The 21,100-nt window shown below is 48.7% G+C and carries 18 protein-coding genes and 1 tRNA gene; 16 read left to right on the top strand and 3 right to left on the bottom strand.

Annotation, left to right across the window (positions count from 1 at the left end; translation table 11 throughout):
• The first annotated feature begins 1 nt into the window (after position 1).
• The 6 genes from LG200_RS06670 to LG200_RS06645 all read left to right on the top strand — a co-directional run bounded on the left by LG200_RS06670 (position 2) and on the right by LG200_RS06645 (position 6,051).
• Positions 2–1,132: a glycosyltransferase family 4 protein gene (locus tag LG200_RS06670; protein WP_226756794.1), complete on the top strand. Its 1,131-nt coding sequence runs from the start codon at positions 2–4 to the stop codon at positions 1,130–1,132.
• Positions 1,125–2,066 carry a UDP-glucose 4-epimerase family protein gene (locus LG200_RS06665; protein ID WP_226756793.1) on the top strand — a complete coding sequence of 314 codons (942 nt, stop codon included), beginning with the start codon at positions 1,125–1,127 and terminating at the stop codon, positions 2,064–2,066. Before LG200_RS06670 ends, LG200_RS06665 begins: the two co-directional genes overlap by 8 nt.
• A 2-nt stretch (positions 2,067–2,068) precedes the next feature.
• Positions 2,069–2,620 (top strand): sugar transferase, encoded by a 552-nt coding sequence (locus tag LG200_RS06660; RefSeq protein ID WP_226756792.1) that lies wholly within the window; start codon positions 2,069–2,071, stop codon positions 2,618–2,620.
• Between the two features lie 105 nt (positions 2,621–2,725).
• Positions 2,726–4,561, top strand: a complete 1,836-nt coding sequence (locus tag LG200_RS06655; RefSeq protein ID WP_226756791.1) for a polysaccharide biosynthesis protein — start codon at positions 2,726–2,728, stop codon at positions 4,559–4,561.
• Between the two features lie 42 nt (positions 4,562–4,603).
• Positions 4,604–5,476 carry a UTP--glucose-1-phosphate uridylyltransferase GalU gene (gene galU, locus LG200_RS06650; protein WP_226756790.1) on the top strand — a complete coding sequence of 291 codons (873 nt, stop codon included), beginning with the start codon at positions 4,604–4,606 and terminating at the stop codon, positions 5,474–5,476.
• Between the two features lie 14 nt (positions 5,477–5,490).
• Entirely contained in the window at positions 5,491–6,051 is a 561-nt protein-coding gene (locus LG200_RS06645; RefSeq protein WP_226756789.1) for a hypoxanthine-guanine phosphoribosyltransferase, read from the top strand.
• A gap of 25 nt (positions 6,052–6,076) precedes the next feature.
• On the opposite strand, the gene LG200_RS06640 is transcribed toward LG200_RS06645, so the two are convergent.
• Positions 6,077–6,457 (bottom strand): response regulator transcription factor, encoded by a 381-nt coding sequence (locus LG200_RS06640; RefSeq protein WP_226756788.1) that lies wholly within the window; start codon positions 6,455–6,457, stop codon positions 6,077–6,079.
• Positions 6,458–6,641: 184 nt separating this feature from the next.
• Between LG200_RS06640 and LG200_RS06635 the strand changes: the two genes are divergently transcribed.
• The 5 genes from LG200_RS06635 (at position 6,642) to LG200_RS06615 (ending at position 13,192) form a co-directional block, all read left to right on the top strand.
• The gene (locus tag LG200_RS06635; protein WP_226756787.1) at positions 6,642–7,283 is read left to right on the top strand and encodes a response regulator; all 642 of its coding nucleotides are present in this window, start codon (positions 6,642–6,644) and stop codon (positions 7,281–7,283) included.
• Positions 7,258–9,183, top strand: coding sequence for a PAS domain-containing protein (locus LG200_RS06630; protein ID WP_226756786.1), 1,926 nt, complete (start codon positions 7,258–7,260; stop codon positions 9,181–9,183). The genes LG200_RS06635 and LG200_RS06630 overlap by 26 nt, the downstream gene beginning before the upstream one ends.
• A gap of 73 nt (positions 9,184–9,256) precedes the next feature.
• Positions 9,257–9,424 carry a hypothetical protein gene (locus LG200_RS06625; RefSeq protein WP_226756785.1) on the top strand — a complete coding sequence of 56 codons (168 nt, stop codon included), beginning with the start codon at positions 9,257–9,259 and terminating at the stop codon, positions 9,422–9,424.
• An 84-nt stretch (positions 9,425–9,508) separates the two neighbouring features.
• Positions 9,509–11,386, top strand: a complete 1,878-nt coding sequence (locus tag LG200_RS06620; protein WP_226756784.1) for a hypothetical protein — start codon at positions 9,509–9,511, stop codon at positions 11,384–11,386.
• A 96-nt stretch (positions 11,387–11,482) separates the two neighbouring features.
• A complete protein-coding gene (locus LG200_RS06615; RefSeq protein WP_226756783.1) occupies positions 11,483–13,192 on the top strand; it encodes a ShlB/FhaC/HecB family hemolysin secretion/activation protein in 1,710 nt (569 codons plus the stop codon).
• Positions 13,193–13,256: 64 nt separating this feature from the next.
• On the opposite strand, the gene gdhA is transcribed toward LG200_RS06615, so the two are convergent.
• On the bottom strand, positions 13,257–14,600 hold the full coding sequence (gene gdhA, locus LG200_RS06610) for an NADP-specific glutamate dehydrogenase (protein ID WP_226756782.1): 1,344 nt from the start codon (positions 14,598–14,600) through the stop codon (positions 13,257–13,259).
• A 508-nt stretch (positions 14,601–15,108) separates the two neighbouring features.
• Positions 15,109–15,195, bottom strand: a tRNA-Leu gene (locus LG200_RS06605).
• Positions 15,196–15,238: 43 nt separating this feature from the next.
• On the opposite strand from LG200_RS06605, the gene rnr reads away from it, so the two are divergent.
• The 5 genes from rnr (at position 15,239) to pilW (ending at position 21,099) form a co-directional block, all read left to right on the top strand.
• Positions 15,239–17,794, top strand: coding sequence for a ribonuclease R (rnr, locus tag LG200_RS06600; RefSeq protein ID WP_226756781.1), 2,556 nt, complete (start codon positions 15,239–15,241; stop codon positions 17,792–17,794).
• Between the two features lie 4 nt (positions 17,795–17,798).
• A complete protein-coding gene (gene rlmB / locus LG200_RS06595; protein WP_226756780.1) occupies positions 17,799–18,554 on the top strand; it encodes a 23S rRNA (guanosine(2251)-2'-O)-methyltransferase RlmB in 756 nt (251 codons plus the stop codon).
• Between the two features lie 280 nt (positions 18,555–18,834).
• Positions 18,835–19,260, top strand: coding sequence for a nucleoside-diphosphate kinase (gene ndk, locus LG200_RS06590; protein WP_226756779.1), 426 nt, complete (start codon positions 18,835–18,837; stop codon positions 19,258–19,260).
• A 10-nt stretch (positions 19,261–19,270) separates the two neighbouring features.
• Positions 19,271–20,359: a 23S rRNA (adenine(2503)-C(2))-methyltransferase RlmN gene (gene rlmN / locus LG200_RS06585; RefSeq protein WP_226756778.1), complete on the top strand. Its 1,089-nt coding sequence runs from the start codon at positions 19,271–19,273 to the stop codon at positions 20,357–20,359.
• The gene (gene pilW, locus LG200_RS06580) at positions 20,356–21,099 is read left to right on the top strand and encodes a type IV pilus biogenesis/stability protein PilW (RefSeq protein WP_226756777.1); all 744 of its coding nucleotides are present in this window, start codon (positions 20,356–20,358) and stop codon (positions 21,097–21,099) included. Before rlmN ends, pilW begins: the two co-directional genes overlap by 4 nt.
• The last annotated feature ends 1 nt before the right edge of the window (position 21,100 follow it).

The raw sequence follows: 21,100 nt of genomic DNA, 5'->3' as shown, positions 1-21,100 counted from the left end.
TATGGTTAATACCAAACCCAAAATATTATTTTTCATTGCAGAGGATTGGTTTGCCTGTTCGCACTGGCTACCCCTGATCACTGGCACAAAGCTAGCTGGTTTTGACGTGGTGCTAGTCACTAACGTAACAAATCATGAGGGTGAGCTTGAGCAACTTGGGATTCGGGTTATTCCGTTAAATATTGTTCGCCGTAGTCTAAATCCATTTTCTGCTATCTTGACTGTGTACAGGCTGGCCACGATATACCGAAAAGAGCGTCCTGAGATTTGCCATCACATCGCTATCAAGCCGATGCTTCTGGGTTCAATTGCAGCTGCGCTGACCAAAGTGAGGCATCGCGTTAATTGGGTTGCGGGTTTAGGATGGTTATTTATTTCTCAGGGATGGTTTGCCTTGTTTCTCAAGCGTGGTGTGACCAAGGTGTTCAGCCACCTGCTGAAATCTACCGAAGTGATTGTTGAGAATGGCGATGATGCTGCAGTTATGCAAGGGATGGGAATGCGCCCATCCCACATTACCTTGATCAGAGGTGCTGGAGTCGATACCAGAGTATTTGCCCCGCAGGCGAGGGATGAGAAACCACCGATTGTAGTAGTGCTTCCTGCCAGGATGTTATGGGACAAGGGGATTGGTGAATTTGTCGAAGCGGCGGCAATGCTCAAGGCCGAGAAAATCGATGCACGTTTTGTCCTGGTAGGCGGAACTGATGCGGGTAACCTGGCGAGTATTGCAGAAGCGCAATTGCGAACGTGGCAAGCGTTAGGTCATATTGAGTGGTGGGGGAGGCGGGATGATATGCCCAAGGTGTTAGAGCAAGCCAATATCGTTTGTTTACCATCCTATCGCGAAGGATTGCCCAAAGCCCTTCTTGAAGCTGCATCATCGGGTAAGCCTATTGTGACCACTAATGTACCAGGCTGCCGCGAAGTAGTGCAAGATGGATACAATGGCATCCTGGTCCCGGCAAAGGATGCTATAAAACTGGCAGAAGCATTGCGAAGATTGATCCTCGATCATGTCATGCGGCAGAGAATGGGGCACGCTGGTAGGGAAATGGTGTTGAAGGAGTTTTCGCAGGAATATATTGTGCGCAAGGTGCTGAGTGTTTATAAGCGGCTAATCAATGAATAAGTTACTGATCACCGGCGGGACTGGTTTCGTGGGCCACAGGTTATTACAGCAATTAAATTCTCGATCAGTATCGGTCATTTCCGCTGGGCGTCAATCCAAGGAAAACACTAAAGTAATTGATTATGTGGTGGATGAAATTGACCGCTCTACTGCCTGGTTACCCATACTAACTGGAGTGAATGTCATCATTCATCTTGCCGCTCGTGTCCATGTCATGCAGGATGAGCACCATAATCCCTTGAAAGCATTTCGTGAGACGAATGTGAAGGGTACAATCAACTTGGCACGTCAAGCTGCATCTGCCGGGGTCAAGCGATTCATTTTCGTGAGTTCCATCAAGGTTAATGGTGAGCAAACCTTGTCTGGGAGGCCCTACACTACTGATTCTGCCGCTATGCCTCAAGATGCCTACGGTATTTCAAAGTATGAGGCGGAACAGCAGTTGCTGGCATTGGCTAAGGAGACTGGGATGGAAGTGGTGGTGATCCGGCCGCCATTGGTCTATGGTCCCGGGGTGAAGGGTAACTTTGCCAGTTTGATGAAATGGGCCCGTGCGGGAATACCATTGCCGCTAGGAGCGATACATAACCGGCGCTCCCTGGTGGCGGTAGATAATCTGGTAAGCCTGATGATCACCTGTATTGATCATCCATTTGCTGCTAACCAGATTTTTTTGGTAAGTGATGGTGAGGATATGTCAACTTCTGATTTGTCACGGCGCTTGGCCAAAGCTGCAGGGGCTTCTTCTCGATTGATTCCAGTTCCCGCCGGTTTACTGAAGGTTGGTTTGACTGTGTTGGGGAAAAGGATGATTGCCCAGCGGCTTTTGGGTTCTTTGCAAGTTGATATTTCCAAGACGCGTGAAGTATTGGGGTGGACTCCTCCGATTTCTGTGGATGAGGGCCTTAGACGCTGTTTTTCCGTCAAGGACTGATTGTGATTCGATTTTTCGATGTTGTTTTTTCGCTAGTCGGATTAATTCTGGGTTTTCCATTATTGCTACTAATTTATATAGGTGGTTTATTCGATACGGGCTCGCCATTGTTTCGCCAAGTGAGGATCGGACGGTACCAGCAGCCATTTACACTGGTGAAGTTTCGCACGATGAAGGTGAATACAGCCTCTGTTGCCAGTCATCTGGCTTCTACTGCTTCTATTACCTGGCTCGGCGGTTTTTTACGCAAAACGAAGCTGGATGAGCTGCCTCAGCTTTGGAATGTATTGAAGGGGGAAATGAGCTTAGTTGGGCCGCGTCCTAACTTATTCAATCAGGAGGAGTTGATTGCTGAGCGTCAGTCGTTGGGTGTTTACAATGTGAGACCCGGTATTACCGGGATTGCTCAGGTGAATGATATCGATATGTCGACCCCTAAGCTTCTTGCTGAAACTGATGCCTTGATGCTGCGCGAATTGACATTACCACTTTATTTCAAACTCCTGATGCAGACGATATTGGGTAAGGGGCGGGGTGACCGGGTTGTGCGTTAATTCGTTGGTTATGAAGGGTTGTACTAGCGACATGTACTCATTGATAGCTCGTCATCTTTGGTTTGTTTTTAGTAGAATGTATTTATTTCATTTTAGGTTGTGCGCGTGCTGAATTACTTTTCTACATTCAAGTGGTTCAACTATATCAACTTGAGAAATCCACGCTCAATAAGTGCCTGGGTGCATGACATCATTGTTGCAGCGCTAGCATGGTGGGCTGCTTTTCTTTTCCGATTTAATTTTGATATACCTGTTGATTTTACTGAAAGCATGCTGGAAAGCGCTGCTTGGGTAATTCCTCTCCAGGCTAGTGTTTTCTTGTTGGCTGGCCTTTACCGTGGTGTTTGGCGTTTTGCCAGTTTGCCAGATTTGCAGCGGTTGATCCGCGCGATTGCGATCAATGCAGGTCTGGTGGTTGCGATTCTCTTCATGTTCAAGCCACATGGTGTTGTGCCACGTTCAGTTTTGATTATGGATCCTATGCTTCTCTTGCTATTCATGGGCGGTAGCCGTTTTGCTTATCGGGCATGGAAAGAGCATCGTTTGTATGGTGCTGCGCAGTTTTCCGGCAAACCTGTGCTCGTGCTTGGCGCAAGCGAGGCTGCAATTGCTTTGTTGAAGGATCTATCCAAGAGCCGTGAATGGTATGTGGTCGGGTTGCTGGATGAAAAAAAATCCATGCAGGGCAGGGAGCTGCTTGGTATCAAGGTGCTGGGTGACATTGAGCAATTGCCCGCTATAGCATCTGCTTTGTCGGTATCGCATGTGATTATTGCAATGCCATCCGCCAAGCATCAAGAACGCCGCAAGGTGATTGACCTTGCTACTGCCAATGGCTTGAGAGTACTGACGGTCCCATCTTTTGAGGATTTGATGAGTGGACGGGTCAGTATGTCTCAGATCCGGCCAGTAGAGGTTGAGGATTTGCTCGGGCGAGAGCCAGTCAGTCTGGATGATGATGGATTACATCATTTGATAGACGGCAAAGTGGCCATGGTCAGCGGCGCAGGAGGTTCTATAGGCTCTGAGCTATGCCGACAGGTGCTTAGATACCAGCCTTCTCGCTTGGTCTGTTTCGATTTGTCCGAGTTTGCTTTATACCGGCTTGAGCAGGAGTTCAGCCAGATGGATATCAAGACCAAGATTGAGTATATCGTTGGCGATGTCAGGAATGCTGTCCGTGTGCGAAAAGTCCTGGGGCAATACAAGCCATCGATTGTTTTCCATGCAGCAGCATACAAACATGTTCCCATGATGGAAAACTGCAATGTGGCTGAATCATTGTCAAATAATGTCAATGGCACCTATACGCTGGCACGGATATGTAAAGATGTTGGCGTTGCAAAATTTGTGATGGTCTCCACTGACAAGGCAGTCAACCCGACCAATGTCATGGGGGCAAGCAAGCGCCTGGCGGAAATGGTATGCCAGGGGTTGCAGGGCGAGGTAGGAACCCAGTTTGTCATTGTGCGCTTTGGTAATGTGTTGGGCAGCAGCGGTAGCGTTATTCCCAAGTTTAGGGAGCAGATTGCACAAGGCGGACCGATTACGGTTACCCATCCTGAAATTACAAGGTATTTCATGTCGATTCCCGAAGCTTCACAGCTGGTAATGCAGGCTGGCGCTATGGGAGCAGGTGGCGAGATATTTGTACTGGATATGGGAGACCCTGTTAGGATTGTGGATTTGGCTCGTGATATGATAAGGCTTTCTGGTTTCTCGGCCGATGAGATTGAAATAACGTATTCTGGCTTGCGCCCGGGTGAGAAACTGTATGAGGAACTTCTGGCCGATGATGAACTCACTGTGCCAACGCCTCACGATAAATTAAGAATTGCTATGGCTCGTACTGCAGATGAGGCTTGGGTGACGGCCTTGTTGAAATGGATTGATAGGACACCGCTATCAATGCTGATAGAGAAGTTGTTGTGCCTGCATTAGTATCATCAACAATACATTAAGCTTATTAAGAAAGAATAAGAGATGAGAAAGAAAATTACCAAGGCAGTATTCCCCGTAGCTGGCTTAGGCACGCGTTTTTTACCTGCCACTAAGGCTAGCCCCAAGGAGATGTTGCCTATAGTTGATAAACCACTGATTCAATATGCAGCTGAGGAAGCAGTGGCTGCTGGTGCAACCGAACTCATTTTCATCATTGGCCGAAACAAGCGGTCTATCCCGGATCATTTCGACAAGTCTTTTGAGTTGGAAGCAACGCTCGAGCTAGGAAAGAAATTTGATGTGTTGGAGCAGATCCAGAACATCCTGCCGAAAAATGTATCCTGCATTTATATCCGTCAGGCAGAAGCGCTAGGTTTGGGTCATGCAGTGTTGTTGGCAAAGTCTGTGGTGGGCGATGATCCATTCTCTGTCATTCTTGCTGATGATTTGATTGATGCGGAAAAACCTGCCATGCAGCAAATGGTGGAATTGTTCGGCCAGCAGGGCGCCTCTATTCTGGGAGTGGAAGACGTACATCCTAGCGAGACAGCCAGTTACGGTATTGTAGATGCGCAGGAAGTTAGCCCGAATGTACTTGAGTTGCATGGCATTGTGGAAAAGCCTCAGCCTGAAGAAGCGCCATCCAACCTTGCTGTAGTTGGCCGGTACATTCTGACTCCTGAAATATTCGAATGCTTGGAAAACGTGAAGCCTGGCAAGGGCGGTGAAATCCAGCTCACCGATGGTATTGCTGCATTGATGGAAAAGCAGAGAATTCTGGCTTATCGCTTTGATGGCAAGCGTTATGATTGTGGAAGCAAGTTGGGCTATGTCAAAGCCAATGTGGAATTTTCCTTGAAGCACGAGGAAATAGGCGAGGAGTTCTCACAATACTTGAAAGACCTGGTCAAGTAAGGCTAGGCAGTATCATGAGCCAGATCACTGTCAATCCTCAATTACTTCTGGATACAGCTATCCTGATTCATGATGAAAGTACCGTCAATCACGCAGTTAGCCGTTTGTCTCATGAGCTCGAAGGGGTGCTTGCGGATTCCAGGCCTTTAGTCTTATGCGTCATGGGCGGGGGAGTTGTATTTTCTGGCCAGTTATTGCCCAGGCTGGCTTTCCCGCTTGAGTTTGATTATGTCCAGGCCAGTCGTTATCGCAATAATACAGAAGGTGCGCATCTCGAGTGGAAGGTGATGCCTGGTGATAATGTACGTGGCCGGACAGTGTTGGTGTTGGATGATATTCTAGATGAGGGATATACCCTCGCCGAAATCAAAAGCCAATGTTTGAAGCTGGGGGCAGAAAAGGTTTTGGTGGCGGTATTGGTGGAAAAAGAGCTTGGACGCTCAAAGCCGGTTGTCGCCGACTTTGTTGGACTGACGGTTCCTAATCAATATGTTTTTGGTTGTGGCATGGATGTCTATGGCTGGTGGAGAAATTTGCCTGCCATATATGCATTAAATCCTGAATTGCTGCCCTGAGCTTGTTGTCGATGGATATCACTTATCAAGGGAGATCTTTATTTGCTAGGTAGGTTTCCACCGTGTCAGCCAGCTTAATTGGACTGAAAGGCTTGATAAGGTAGTTGTCACATCCAGCCTGGTAGCCTGAAATAATATCTTGCTCCTGCCCTCGTGCCGTCAAAAAAATAATAGGGGTGGATTTGAATTCTTCCTGTGATTTTAAGGTGTTGCAAAGCTGATAGCCATCGGTTCTGCCAGGCATCATGATATCCATTAAAATCAGGTCTGGATGGATCAATTTAGCCATTTCCAGCCCGGTTTCCCCGTCACTTGCTTCATGAATATCATAATGATTGAATTCTAGGCTGATCCGGATAAGTTTTCTGACATCCGGATGATCTTCAATAATCAAAATTTTGTACAAACCTATCTCCACTTAATTATTGATAAGTTCTTATGAATGAAGAAGTTATGACCAACGTTGATTTATCATTTTTATCACTTTTTTTGTTTGTGTCAATCGTTTAATTTTGAAATTTTTCTATCTATTTGATTTTATGTAAGAGTGTCGATAATATGAAAAAATATCTCGCTTTTAGAATCTGATCATGCCTGACCAGTCGCAAGCAAGGAAGGAAGAGTTTATTTCCACTAGGGAAGCCTCCAAAATATTGGATGTTTCCCTCAGAACCGTTCAGTTGTGGGTTGAATCGGGAGTTCTGAAAGCCTGGAAAACTGCGGGAGGCCATAGACGTATTTCCAGAGGCTCTGTGGATATCATTCTTAATCAGCGCAAAGAGGCAATTGATCCTTCTTCTGTAAGTAAAGATGGAGAAAGATTATTCCATATTCTCCTGGTAGAAGATGACAGTGCATTGAGAAACCTTTTCTATTATTTCTTTTCCAGTTGGAAGTTCCCAATAAGAGTTGATGTAGCCTCTGATGGTTTTGAAGGCTTGATAAGCCTGGGCCGGCAAATACCAGATTTATTGGTGACAGATCTGAATATGCCGGGCATGAATGGCTTCGATATGATTCGTCACCTTAAAAGCTCCAAAGATTTTGATCGACTCCAAATCATTGTGATGACAGCATTAAATGCCGACTATATTAAAGACGTTGGCGGCTTGCCTGGCGGAATTCAGATATTCCATAAACCAGTAGCGCTCAGTCACCTTGAACCAATTATTGAAAACTTGATTGCCAACGCAAGCATTCAGCATCATGGCAAGATCCATACGTCAGCTTAACCCTGTTTCATCTTTGGATGTGCAGGGCCCAGAGCTGTTGCAGATGTTCCCTTTCCATATCATTGTGGATAGTCAACTTAACATACTCGAGCATGGCCATAGTTTTAAGCTGCTTGATGCATCTTTTGGGAATGAAACATGTATCTCGGAATGTTTTGAGATTGCTTCGCCCATAGAGACTTTTTGCCTTAACACCCTATTAGCGAAAAAAGACGAGTTGTGCCTGCTCCGGCACAAACTGAGCGGCATGTGGTTGGGCGGCAAGGTGGCAGCTCATGCAGATGGTAATTTGGCTTTTCTGCTTTTACCATGGATTGCCGATACTCAAGAACTCACGCAATCCAAGTTTGCTCAATCAGTCCCACATTTGCAGCTATTGAGGCGTGCCAAATTCACTGCACTTGAAAAGGCACGCAATACCAAGCACAAGCTGACAATCCAGAAAAAGCAGTTGTTCCAGGCACATGCGCTGTTGTCCATCAAGGAATCCGAATCTAGGACTTTGACCCATATCGTATCTATGTCTGATAACTCTGTGGTTATCGCAAATTCGACTGGATATGTCGAATGGGTAAATGATGCTTATATCCGCAGGTCCGGATACCATGCGGAAGAAGTACTTGGACGTTATCTCGGGGATTTGCTGGATGCCGATGAAGAATCCGTCGCGCAAATCAAAGAGTGCTTAGAGCTGAAACAAGGCTATCAAGCCGAGCTTCTAAGAAAAACAAAGCATGGAGATACTTACTGGGTTGATCTGGATATTGAGCCTTTGCTGGATTCTCAGGGAAATATTTGCAATTACATTGCGATTGCAAGGGATATTACCGAGAAGAAGAATGCGCAAGAATTTTCCAGCCGTTTGCTGGGTATTCTCAAAAGTACTTTCGAATTAAGTCCGGATGGATTTGTCACGTTTAACCAGCATGGCCAGCTGACTTGGGTTAACCCTTCCTTTCTCCGGATGACTGGCCTGATGCCTGAGGAGATGGAGGGTATCACCCAAGATAAGTTTGAAGGGTTGATGGCTTTGTTATGTCCCAAGTGTGAGGCTGTGTCTGATCAGCATTTGCAGGATGCTGTCATCATGAGATTGACCAAGCCTAAGCTCACTGTGATCAAGCGCTCCATGCGCCAGGCACATGATGATGAAAATCGTTTTGCGGGAACCATCCATTATTTTCGGGACATTACTCAAGAGTCGGAATTACACCGGATGAAGGGTGAGTTTCTTTCCATGGCGGCCCATGAATTGAGAACGCCTATGTCCAGTATCCATGGGTTTACCGAGCTGCTTCTGAAGCGCGAGTTTAATACCGAGCAGCAGAAAGACATGTTGAGTACAGTGCATCGCCAGTCCACAAGGCTGACCAAGCTTATCAATGACTTGCTGGATCTTGCAAAGATAGAGGCAAGAAAGGGCATGGCCTTTGATATTAAGCCTTACCTGCTTGTGGATATCGTAGATACGGTACTGAAGGAATTTGTTGTCAGTGGCGAGGGGCGCGAGATTGAATATCTTATTAGCGATCCCAAGTTAATGGTGGCTGTTGATTTCGATAAAATCATTCAGGCACTCATGAATGTGTTGTCCAATGCACATAAATACTCCAATCCTGATAGTGATATAAAACTCAATATCATTGAAAAGCAGAAACACCAGCAAATGTATGTGGGTATCTGTATTAAGGATCATGGTATCGGCATGAGCCAGGAACACCTCAGCCGCCTATTTGAGCGTTTTTACCGAGCAGATACCTCTGGCAATGTTCCTGGCACGGGGTTAGGTTTGTGCCTGGTGAAGGAAATCATGGAAATCCATAATGGCTGGGTTGATGTTTCGTCTGTTTATGGCGAGGGCACTCAAGTGATTTTATGGATGAGGAAATACGAAATCTAGCATTTTTATATTTTGTTCCTGCTGTGGATGTTGTCTGAATCTTCCTGCTTTTATTCTCCTCTAGGTTTTTCTGATGTTCCTAACCCACATGGTTGGAACACTTTTTCTTTTATTTCCTCAAGCTTTAGTTCAAATATCTTTTTACGAAACAATTGACACTTTTGATAAAAATGATAAAAATGATAATTGGATGTGGCATTATGCCGCGCCAATGACAACAAGCGAGCACAGCATGGCCTGAGTGTGTAGAACCAAAGGTTGCGATTCGCCTGGAGTTAATGATCAGAGACCATCAAGCATGGTCCTTAACCTTGAGGGGAATAAAATGTCCACTAAATCAAATGTTCATGTGAATAATGCGATCAAGTTAGCAGTGTTGTGCTCATCCATTGCGTTGATAGGATGTGATGGCGGAGGCAACAGCAATGTTCGTCCAACTTCATCCAACAGCACGCCAACAGTCACCACTAGCTCTTTGAATGACACGGTTGATACTGTCAATGATTTGACAAATGGTGTGGTTGAGCCTGTTACTACGGCACTTCAACCGGTGACTGATCCATTGGGTATCGCCATTGATCCTGTTCTGGCGCCAGTTGTATCTGTCCTGTCACCGGTATTGACTCCCGTTGTCGCTACCCTGACGCCTTTGACTTCTTCCCTGGCACCACTTACTGATACATTGTTGCCAGTGACTGGGGTTGTGGGTGATGTGGTTTCTCCGCTTGCTACTGTACTTGGTCCAACCGCAGACTCTCTTTCTGGTGTAGTTGCGCCACTGGCTGGCGCTCTTGGTCCCTTGGCTAATGGTGTGAACAATACCGGGCTACCCCTGACAACTGCAGCGGGCAATGTCTTGACTCCAGTATTAGGGGGCGTGAGTACCGTGGTGGAACCCATAGCCGGGCCTTTGGCTCCAGTAATCAATACTGCTGCCGGTTTACTGGAGCCTGTATTGCAACCAGTTGCTGGCGTGTTGGCACCTGTGGCTGGAACACTCTCTCCTGTGACCAATACATTAGCTCCTGTGGTTGGTACTGCTGGAGGGGTATTGAACCCTGCGCTGGATACTGTGGCTGGGGTAATAAGCCCTGTAGCCTCTACCCTGGCCCCCGTGCTTGGTACAGCAGGTAATGCACTTGCGCCTGTTGCAGGTGTGACTGGTTCCGTCGGCGATGTACTGGATGGCGCGGTAACACCTGTTGCGACAACGGTTGGGAACGCAGTTGCCCAGGCTGGTACTACATTGTCAGGTGTAGTGCCAGGCACAGACGGTGCCTTGGTTCCTGTGACAGATTTGCTAGGCGGTGGAAATGCCTTGCCCGGTATTGGCAACGGACTTATTGAGCAGGTGGCTTCTACAGGCAAGCAGGCAGTGGATAGTGTGGCTGGCCTTGCGCAGGGCATTGTGGGTGGTGTTGCCGGCACAGGAGCGCTGGCGCCAGTGACTGGGGTACTGGCTGGAGCCAATACCTTGCTTGATCCCGTGATTGGTTCCAATGGCCTGGTTCCATTGACTACAGCTTCCGGCAACCAAACATTGGTTGATCCATTGCTAGGCAAGAATGGAGTGCTGCCATTGACCAGCGGTGAAACACGCAACGGTACTGTTGCTTTGCTTGATCCAGTAATTGGTGAAGGTGGCGTATTGCCCTTGACTAGTGCCCAAGGTGGTCAGGCTGCCCTGGATCCTCTGATCGGTCAGGCTGGCGTGCTGCCTTTAACCACTGATGTGGTTGCTAATGGGAGTGGCAACGCTTTGGCACCAGTGCTTAATTTGTCCGCGGGTGACCTTGGTGGGCTGGGTAATGTGTTGACCCCCGTGACCAATGTATTGGCTAGCGGAGATACAAGCGGGTTATTGGCCCCTGTGACCAATTTGCTTGGCGGTGGGTTGGGTACAGCTGGTTTGTTGGCTCCTGTAACCCAACTGGTTTCCGGCATTGGTGGGGGAGTGTTGCCAACAGGCAATGTACTGGGTGGAGGGACCGGTTTGGTTACTCCTATCGTTAGCAATGTGCTTGGTGGCGCGAATGGCGGCACTATTGGCAGAGGTTTGCTTGCCCCGGTTGTTGACGTACTGTCTGCAGTCACTGGTGGCGGTATTACCACTAATACAGGCGTCGGTGGTTCGGCGACCAATGCCACCACTAATAATGGCAATCTGTTAACACCTTTAACTAACTTGCTTGGCCTGCACTGAGAATCAGGTTATCTCAGTGAGTTTTGCCTGACATAAGGAATCCCGGTGCATATATTGCCCGGGATTTTTTTATATCAACTGGAGCTTTACCCTTGCATGAAAAAAACCAACAAGAAAAAGTTTGAATACTCTTGCTCGTGCATTTTGCTACTTGGTCTTGGCACATTGTTGAGCAATACCACGAGCCTTGCTGTTGAAAACCCGGTGGATACGCTGCCGAAGGCAGAGGTGCCAAGCATCAAGCCTGGTGCCGAAGTGAATGTACAGCAAAAAGCAGCCATTTCCCCTGAAGTGCAGAAGATACTGGATACCCAGATCCAGCCTCTCAGTTTCGGTATCTATGGGGTGAAAGCGGTGCCATTTGAGGAAGTGAGTGCCTTTTTTGCGCCGTATACCCACAAAAAAATAACCATTGCACAGCTTATAGAGCTGTCAAGGAAGGTCACTGATTATTATCAGCAGCGCGGACTTCCATTGTCTTTCTGTTATATCCCGGCACAGAACTTCAATGAAAAAATTATCAAGGTGGTTGTGATAGAAGGTCATGTCAACTCGGTGAAGATTGAGGGGAATCCCGGTGCTTCGGAAGAGAAAATCCGTGAGGTAGTCGCGCCGCTATTAGGCGAAAAGCCGCTCACTCGCGATACCATGGAGCGTTACACAACCATGCTGGGGCTTTTGCCTGGCTTGAAAATACAAGCTTCCCTGCCTTTGCCGCAGCAAATGGATGGTGGAAGTGAACTTCTGCTCAAGGTGGACCGCAAGGCCTTTGATGCGATCGGCCGCCTGGAAACCGTGCAACCTTTCACACGCGGTATTTTTACAGTAAAAGGGAGCGGCAATACGCGATTGTCGGAGGAAATTACGGTCTCTACCCTGCTGTCGGAAGAAAACGAAAAATACTATGCCGCTACTTATGCGCAACCCATTGGTAAAGAAGGGATGGTGCTGGGGGTGGAGGCTTCGAGTTATGACGGGCGTCCCACGGCCCGGCTTGAAGATGGCTTGCAGCGCCAGGTGACTTCGCTCAGGCTGAGTACTTCGCTGTCTTATCCATTCTTGCTCAGGCGCGATAAAAGCCTGATTGGCACTGCCTCGTTGACAGCTAATAATTTTGACGACCAGATAGAGAGTAAGAGTACGGGTAACTCGGTAACTATCACCTCGAATGTCAGGACCTTGTCAGCGGGGATGGCCTATAGTGACAGTTCTCCCATGCATGCCAGGCGTTTGCAGTTGACCCTGAGCAAAGGACTGGATTCGCTAGGAGCCTCACGTGAAATTACGCGCAACTTCAGTGATGAGACTTTACGTAACCCGATAGATCTCAAGTTCACCAAGTATGTATTCAATTATATTCAGCGTAATTACTTTCCTGATCGCTGGGGTACCAGTATTTCAGCCACTGCACAGTATTCGCCAGATGATTTGCCTATTACGGAGAAGGTGTTATTTGGCGGTTATCAGCATGGTCGTGCCTATCGTCCGGGGCAATTGGTGGGGGATTCGGGATGGGGTATTACGTTGGAACTTAACCGGTTGTACCCCTTCAGTTACAAGCTGCCTTTTTATCAGGTAGCAGGGCTGCAGCCTTATGTTTTGGGGGAAACAGCCCGATCCCATGAAAACACACGTACAAGCGAGTTTGACCACCTGAGTTCATTATCTGTCGGCATTCGGCTGTTGAGCGATGAGCCTGACCGTACTAGCCTGGACTTTTCGCTCTCCAAGGCAATTGCTGGGGGAGGGCGTAATAATGCCTTCAAGGACTTAGCATTTGGTTTTAACTTCGGTTTTCCGTTCTAGGAATACAGAAGAGCAAAAGAGCACCCTTATGGGTGCTCTTTTTTTGCCAGCGATTTATGATGGATTAAATCACGCCTTGTGCCAGCATGGCATCAGCTACTTTGACAAAGCCAGCAATGTTTGCGCCGTCAACGTAGTTGACAGTGCCATCTTCACGTTGACCATACTTTGTACAGGCATCATGTATGCCTTTCATGATGTCAAACAGACGCGCGTCGACTTCTTCACGGGTCCAGGAAATGCGCATTGCATTCTGGCTCATTTCCAACCCGGAAGTTGCAACGCCACCTGCATTGGTTGCCTTGCCTGGTGCGTAAAGGGTACGGTGCTTGTCAAACAGTTTCATGGCCTCGGCGGTACAAGGCATATTGGCACCCTCGGCTACGCAGACAATGCCATTTGCAATCAGCGTTTCAGCATCGGCCTTGTCCAGCTCGTTTTGTGTGGCACATGGCAGCGCGACATCCACCTTGACAGCCCATGGCTTGACGCCAGCATCAAAGCGCACGCCTACGCGCGCAGCATAGTCGCTGACACGTCCATACTCCTGATTCTTGACCTGCATCAGGATAGCCAGTTTTTCTGGAGTAAAGCCATCTTCGTCTATTACTGTGCCGCTTGAGTCTGAAGCAGTGATGACCTTGGCACCCAGTGCCATTGCTTTCTCAATCGCATATTGCGCAACATTGCCAGAACCTGATACGGAAACACGCAGGCCAGCCATGGTGCGGCCAGTGTGTCGCAACATTTCTTCAGCAAAATAGACAGTGCCATAGCCTGTCGCCTCAGGACGAATCAATGAGCCGCCATAGCTGAGCCCCTTGCCTGTTAGCACACAGTCAGAGCGATTGGTCAGCTTCTTGATCATGCCGGTCATAAAGCCGATTTCACGCGCACCTACGCCAATGTCGCCCGCAGGAACATCCGTATCTGAGCCCACATGGCGGAACAGCTCGCTAACAAATGCTTGGCAAAACCGCATGATTTCGCCACTGCTTTTCCCCTTGGGATCAAAATCAGAACCGCCCTTGCCACCACCCATGGGAAGAGTAGTGAGCGCGTTCTTGAATGTTTGTTCAAACGCCAGGAATTTGAGAATGGAAAGATTCACTGATGGGTGAAAGCGCAGGCCGCCTTTATAGGGGCCAATAGCTGCGTTATGCTGGATGCGATAGCCGCGGTTGACTTGAACCTCGCCCCGGTCATCCACCCAGGACACGCGAAACAGAATCGCCCGTTCAGGTTCCACCAACCTGTCTAATACGCCATGTTCAGCATAGCGTGGGTTCTTGCTGATCCAGGGCCAAAGGCTTTCAATGACCTCAGTTACTGCCTGCAGAAATTCAGGTTGGCCTGGATTTTGTTTTTCCACGACGGCAAGAAATTCATGTGCCGATTGATACCTCATTTACCATTCTCCGAGTTAGCTTTAAAAAAATGCGCATAAATAGTGCATTTTCCCTTATTGCCAAAAAAAGTGCACCAAAATTAATGCAATTGATCCAATTTGGTGCAATTAATTGAGGACGATTATTCCGGAGGCCTGGACAAGAATAAAAATTATACAGACGTTTCAAGCCTTCAAAGCTTACGGAAGCCATGTAACTGTAGTGCCTCTATCCTTAACCACAGGGCCAACAATAGGTCGGGCCCATGCCATGGCTAGTGGGCAATCTATTCAACAGTATGGCGGGCAAGATTACATCAAGGCTTCTCCCTGGTGGTTAAGCATTAACCCCCGGTAAAAGGGATGCGACTTGGGAAATGTTTTAGACCTGCAACAGGTTTAATGGGACAATGGTTGCGAATTGAATTGCTAAGTTGAGCTAGGAAGTGTCGGAAGGTATATTTTTAAGAATAGAAACAAAAACGCACCGCCTGAAATTCAGTAACGGTGCGGCTTTTGGGAAATTACTTGGTGCCCAGAAGAGGACTCGAACCTCCACAGTGTTGCCACCACTAGGACCTGAACCTAGCGCGTCTACCAATTCCGCCATCTGGGCATCGACTAACGATGAGCCGCGCATTTTATAGGAAAGTTATACTTTGTCAACGAAAAAAAAACAGATTAAAAAAACCAGTGTTAAGCCATCCGCCCAGGTAAAAAAGCCAAGAGGTGCGAGGGCTACGGACCCTTACGCAGGCCGTGAGGCTGAAAATTATGCTAATCCCTTGCCCAGTCGTGAATTTATTCTTTCGGTCATGGCAGAGCAGGGTGTTCCTGTTGCTGTAGATAAACTTTACAAATTGGTCGGAATCAAGAAGTCTGAACAAGAGATTTTTTCACGCCGTCTTTCCGCCATGGAGCGTGATGGGCAGATTATCCAGAATCGCAAAGGTGCGCTCTGTATTGCCGAAAAAATTAACCTGCTGGCTGGCAAGGTGCAGGGGCATCCGGATGGGTTTGGTTTTTTTATACCTGATGGAGAAGGGGATGATCTCTTTCTTTCCCCTCGCGAAATGTCGCAGGTCATTCATGGTGACCGCGTCATGGTGCGTCCGGCAGGCCTTGATCGGCGCGGTCGCCCTGAAGGCAAGATTGTGGAGGTGCTTGAGCGATCAACCAAGACTCTGGTTGGACGTGTGATCAGTAGTCATGGCGTCACTATCGTAGCCGCGGAGGATAAGCGCGTTAACCAGGATATCCTGATTCCTTATCATATGGATATGGGAGCCAAGGATGGCCAGGTAGTAACGGTGGAGTTGACGGAACAACCGTCAGCCCATGCCAAGCCTGTAGGCAAGGTGATTGAGATTCTCGGTAATTATGCTGACTCGGGTATGGAGATTGAGATTGCATTGCGCAAGCATCAATTGCCTTATGAATTTTCTGACGCAGCCATCAAGCAGGCAAAAAAATATCCCAAGCTGGTGCAGGAGGCAGATTGGGAAGGGCGCATCGATTTGCGTGAATTGCCCCTGGTGACTATCGATGGTGAAACCGCACGCGATTTTGATGATGCCGTCTTTTGTGAGCCACAAGGCAAGGGTTGGCGGTTGGTTGTCGCAATTGCTGATGTGAGTTTTTATGTGAAGCCTGGTGATGCGCTGGACAAGGATGCGTATGACAGGGGTAACTCTGTCTACTTCCCGCGCCGGGTCATTCCCATGCTGCCCGAGGCCCTGTCAAATGGTCTTTGTTCCCTCAATCCTGATGTTGAGCGTTTATGTCTGATCTGCGATATGCAGATCAGCAACACCGGGCAGGTCAAGCAATATAAGTTTTACCCATCGGTGATGCGCTCCAAGGCCAGGATGACCTATACCAAGGTGTACGACATGATCGTTAACCCTGAAGGTGAGAATGCCAAGGAATATGCCTGGTTAATGCCGCATGTTCAGAACTTATACTCCCTCTACAAAATCATGCTGACTGCACGTGAAAAACGTGGGGCGATCGAGTTTGAAAGCAGTGAAACGCTGATGGTGTTTAATGATAACGGCAAGATAGACCGTATCGAGGCGACTTCACGGAATGAGGCGCATCGCTTGATTGAGGAATGCATGCTTGCGGCTAATGTCTGCGCTTCGGATTTCCTCAAAAGCAGCGAGCATCCTGCCTTGTATCGTATCCATGACGGACCGACCCCGGAAAAACTGGAAGCTTTGCGTACCTTCATGGGAGAGTTTGGTTTTGGTGTCAGCGGCGGTGACACACCGCATGCCAAGGATTATGGCAAATTGCTTGCCCTGATCAAGGGGCGTCCGGATGAGCAGTTGCTCCAGACCGTGCTGCTTCGCTCCATGCAACAGGCAGTCTATAGTCCGGACAATATTGGCCATTTTGGCCTTGCTTACGAGTCCTATACCCATTTCACTTCACCCATTCGCCGCTATCCGGATTTGCTGATTCATCGTGCTATCAAGGCGGTATTGAATGGGGAGCGCTATAAGGCTGGCGATTGGCAGGAGCTGGGCAAGCATTGCTCCATGACTGAACGGAGAGCTGATGATGCTACGCGGGATGTAGAGGCATGGTTGAAGTGTTACTACATGCAGGACAAGATAGGCGAAGTCTTTGATGGGACTGTGGCTGGGGTTACTAGTTTCGGCTTATTTATTGCCCTGGATAATGTTTATGTTGAAGGCCTGTTGCATGTGACAGAGTTGGGAAATGATTATTTCAACTATGACAAGGCGCGGCATGAAATGCTGGGAGAAAGGACAGGCGTTCGCTATCGTTTAGGTGATAGACTGCGCGTCAAAGTCAGCCGAGTGGACTTGGAGACCAGTAAAATAGATTTTACGCTGGTTCCTAAAGATAAAGATGATGGATTGGAAGGGTCTTCCGAAGCGGGGCTTGTTCCGGACAAGCCAACGAGGAGGGCAGTGGGTAAAGCTCCAGCAATGAAGGCGATTCCCGCCAAAGCTGTTGCCTCCAAAGAGCAAACCGCTACGAAAAAGCCAGCTGTCAAGAAGCCGGCCATTGAGAAAGCTGTTGTTGCGGACGATGTCGGCGTTGCTGAAAAACCTGCAGCCGTAAAACCCCGTGCGAGAAGAACAACAGCCCGCTCACCTGCAAAAAAGCCAGCAAGTCGACCAAGCCGTTCCACGGGCAAGGCTAATACCAAAGTAACCACCAGAGTAAAGAAAGCTAATTGATTGAATGAGTGAATCCCGTATTTTATTTGGCTTTCATGCTGTATTAAGCCGCCTGCGCCAGCATGGCAGCAGTATCCAGGAAATATTGATAGACCGTGACCGCGTGGACGGGCGGATGAAAGATCTGCTCAGCATGGCGGAAAGCGCTGGTGTACGCACCATGCAGGTAGAGCGTACCCGCTTGGATGGTATGGCAGGGATTAACGGCCGCCATCAAGGCGTGATCGCACGGGTGGTGGATACACCGATTCCTTACAAGGATATCCACGATATTCTTGAGTCAGACCTTAAGGAGCCGCCATTCTTCCTGGTGCTTGATGGTGTCGAGGATCCACATAATCTTGGCGCCTGCCTGCGAGTAGCTGATGCCATGGGAGTACATGCAGTGATTGCCCCCAAGGACAGGGCTGCCGGACTCAATGCTACGGTGCGCAAGGTAGCCTGTGGTGCCGCAGAAACCGTACCGTTTATTGCGGTGACCAATCTTGCGCGAACCTTGCGAGAGCTGAAGGAAGCAGGGGTGTTCGTGGTGGGTACTGCAGCAGAGGCGCCATCAGACTTGCTGCATACTGAATTGTCGGGACCGTTGGCACTGGTGCTTGGAGCTGAAGGCACAGGCCTGCGTCGCTTGACTGAGGAAACCTGCGATGCCCTAGTGAACATACCAATGTTTGGTTCGGTTGAAAGCCTGAATGTATCAGTGGCTAGCGGTATTTGCCTGTATGAGGCAAGAAGGCAGCGCAGCTTGCTGCAGGTATAACTTAACCGGCTTTGCCTAAATGGATGAGACGGGCCCCGCACTGCGGGGTTTTGTTTTACGAGGTTTGCATGAGCTGGGATTGTTAAGTCGGCCGTGAACGGTTTAAGGCTGTATCATTAGTTTGTCATTGTGATGCGTTAGTTTTTGTGGGGCTGATTTGCTTGGTGCCCTGCACGAGTTATATTTCTTTGTTGTGAGTCAGCTTTATTTTAGGCCGCTAAAATGTTATTTTATCGGTCTTTCCGTGGTAATTTTTATCTATTCATTCTCTGGAGTAATCATGGCTGTTGAACGTACCCTTTCCATTATCAAACCTGACGCAGTTGCCAAGAACGTGATCGGCAAGATCTACACTCGTTTTGAAGATGCAGGCCTCAAGATCATCGCTTCCAAGCAAGTACAACTGTCTCAGGCTGATGCTGAGGGCTTTTATGCTGTGCACAAGGAACGTCCTTTCTTCGCAGACCTGGTCAAGTTCATGATTTCCGGCCCAGTGGTTGTGCAAGTGCTGGAAGGCGAAAACGCTGTGCTGAAGCACCGTGACCTGATGGGCGCTACCGACCCTAAAAAGGCAGATGCCGGCACTATTCGTGCTGACTTTGCTGACAGTATCGATGCTAACGCAGTACACGGCAGTGATTCTGCTGAAAATGCTGCTATTGAGATTGCCTACTTCTTTGCGCAATCCAATATCTACAGCCGCTAAGGTCTAACGCATGACGGTCAATCTACTCAACCTCAACCAGGCAGCCCTCGCTGAATACTTTCAGGGTATTGGCGAAAAGCCTTTTCGTGCCAAGCAGTTGATGCGATGGATGCATCACTTTGGCGTGAATGAGTTCGAGCAGATGACCGACATTGCCAAGGCCTTGCGTGAAAAGCTCGCTAAAGATGCAGTGATTGTGCCTCCATCAGTCCATCTGGAGCAGATTTCAGAAGATGGGACCCGCAAATGGTTGATTGATGTAGGCGCAGGCAACGGTGTGGAAACCGTATTCATTCCTGAGGATGAGCGCGGCACGCTGTGTGTATCTTCACAGGTAGGTTGTGCACTGGATTGCACATTCTGCTCGACTGGCCGCCAGGGCTTTAACCGTAACCTCAGCGTGTCCGAGATCATCGGACAGCTATGGGTGGCCAATAAGGCGCTGGGTCGTGATCCCAAGGGGGATCGTATTATCAGTAATGTCGTCATGATGGGCATGGGCGAGCCCCTTGCCAATTTTGACAATGTGGTGGCTGCCATGAACATCATGCTGGATGATTCGGCATATGGATTGAGCCGTAGACGCGTCACTCTTTCTACTTCCGGTATGGTGCCGGCGATGGATCGTTTGCGGGATGAATGTCCAGTGGCCCTTGCAGTCTCGCTTCATGCTCCAAATGACCAATTGCGCGATGAGATCGTGCCTATCAACCGCAAATATCCATTAGCGCAGTTGATGGCTGCCTGCCAGCGTTATCTGGAAAAGGCGCCCCGCGATTTTGTCACTTTCGAGTATGTAATGCTGGACGGGGTCAACGATACGCTGGAGCACGCCAGGCAGTTGCTGGATGTGGTGCGGGATGTGCCTTGCAAGTTCAACCTCATTCCTTTCAACCCATTCCCTAACAGCGGATACGGCACATCCAAGCCGGACAATATTCGCCGTTTCCGCGATATCCTGATGCAGGCCGGTTATATTGTGACTACGCGCAAGACACGTGGCGAGGACATTGACGCGGCTTGCGGCCAGTTGGCTGGCAAGGTTCAGGACAAGACCAAACGCTCACTGCGCCGTATCAAGGTGGAGGTAGTTGCGTGAGAACAATCCTGGTGATGGTTGCCGGGCTGGTGATGACTGCATGTGCTGCCAACGAGCCAAATCAGCATACGGAGGCTGCTCGTGAACGCGCGCGCGTCCATACTGAGCTTGGTGCTGGATATTATGCCCAGAACCAGATTGCAGTAGCCCTGGAAGAGTTTCAGGACGCTGCGCGCATTGATCCCACCTATGCTCCTGCACAAAACGGCTTGGGGCTGGTCTATGGAACATTGCGTGAAGACGCCAAGGCAGATGCGGCATTCAGGAAAGCCTTGCAGCTTGAGCCTAATAGCTCGGAAACCCGGAATAATTACGGCAGTTTTCTCTGCTCGCGCAATCGCATCGATGAGTCCATTGTGCAATTCTCGGAAGCTGTCAAGAATCCCTTGTATGTCACACCAGGGGTAGCGTATATGAATGCCGGGACTTGCCTTTTACGCAAACATGACATCAAGAATGCAGAGCTTTACTTGCAACATGCGCTGCAGATACAACCCCAGTTGTTTCAGGCAGGTTATCAGCTCGCTGCCATTGAGTATGGCAGGGGGCAATATGAGCTGGCACGGAATTATTTGCATGCAGGCCTTGAGAGCAACTCCCCCACGCCGGAAATGCTGTGGTTGGGCATTCAGCTTGAGCGCAAACTTGGCAACCGTGATGCAGAAGCCAGTTATGCCTTACAGCTGAGACGCAAATATCCGAACTCCGAACAAACGAAACTCTTATTGTCAGGACAGTAAT

This window comes from Methylobacillus caricis (assembly GCF_020532705.1).
GTDB classification, from domain to species: domain Bacteria; phylum Pseudomonadota; class Gammaproteobacteria; order Burkholderiales; family Methylophilaceae; genus Methylobacillus; species Methylobacillus caricis.
This window is presented reverse-complemented; position numbering and strand designations above follow the sequence as displayed.

Bases quoted from the DNA above. Each gene is read 5' to 3' on its own strand.
- rlmN (WP_226756778.1), top strand. From the start codon at position 19,271: ATGACGGTCAATCTACTCAACCTCAACCAGGCAGCCCTCGCTGAATAC.
- LG200_RS06625 (WP_226756785.1), top strand. From the start codon at position 9,257: ATGTTCCTAACCCACATGGTTGGAACACTTTTTCTTTTATTTCCTCAA.
- LG200_RS06630 (WP_226756786.1), top strand. From the start codon at position 7,258: ATGGCAAGATCCATACGTCAGCTTAACCCTGTTTCATCTTTGGATGTG.
- ndk (WP_226756779.1), top strand. From the start codon at position 18,835: ATGGCTGTTGAACGTACCCTTTCCATTATCAAACCTGACGCAGTTGCC.
- LG200_RS06615 (WP_226756783.1), top strand. From the start codon at position 11,483: ATGAAAAAAACCAACAAGAAAAAGTTTGAATACTCTTGCTCGTGCATT.
- LG200_RS06635 (WP_226756787.1), top strand. From the start codon at position 6,642: ATGCCTGACCAGTCGCAAGCAAGGAAGGAAGAGTTTATTTCCACTAGG.
- LG200_RS06665 (WP_226756793.1), top strand. From the start codon at position 1,125: ATGAATAAGTTACTGATCACCGGCGGGACTGGTTTCGTGGGCCACAGG.
- rlmB (WP_226756780.1), top strand. From the start codon at position 17,799: ATGAGTGAATCCCGTATTTTATTTGGCTTTCATGCTGTATTAAGCCGC.
- LG200_RS06670 (WP_226756794.1), top strand. From the start codon at position 2: ATGGTTAATACCAAACCCAAAATATTATTTTTCATTGCAGAGGATTGG.
- galU (WP_226756790.1), top strand. From the start codon at position 4,604: ATGAGAAAGAAAATTACCAAGGCAGTATTCCCCGTAGCTGGCTTAGGC.
- gdhA (WP_226756782.1), bottom strand. From the start codon at position 14,600: ATGAGGTATCAATCGGCACATGAATTTCTTGCCGTCGTGGAAAAACAA.
- LG200_RS06645 (WP_226756789.1), top strand. From the start codon at position 5,491: ATGAGCCAGATCACTGTCAATCCTCAATTACTTCTGGATACAGCTATC.
- LG200_RS06620 (WP_226756784.1), top strand. From the start codon at position 9,509: ATGTCCACTAAATCAAATGTTCATGTGAATAATGCGATCAAGTTAGCA.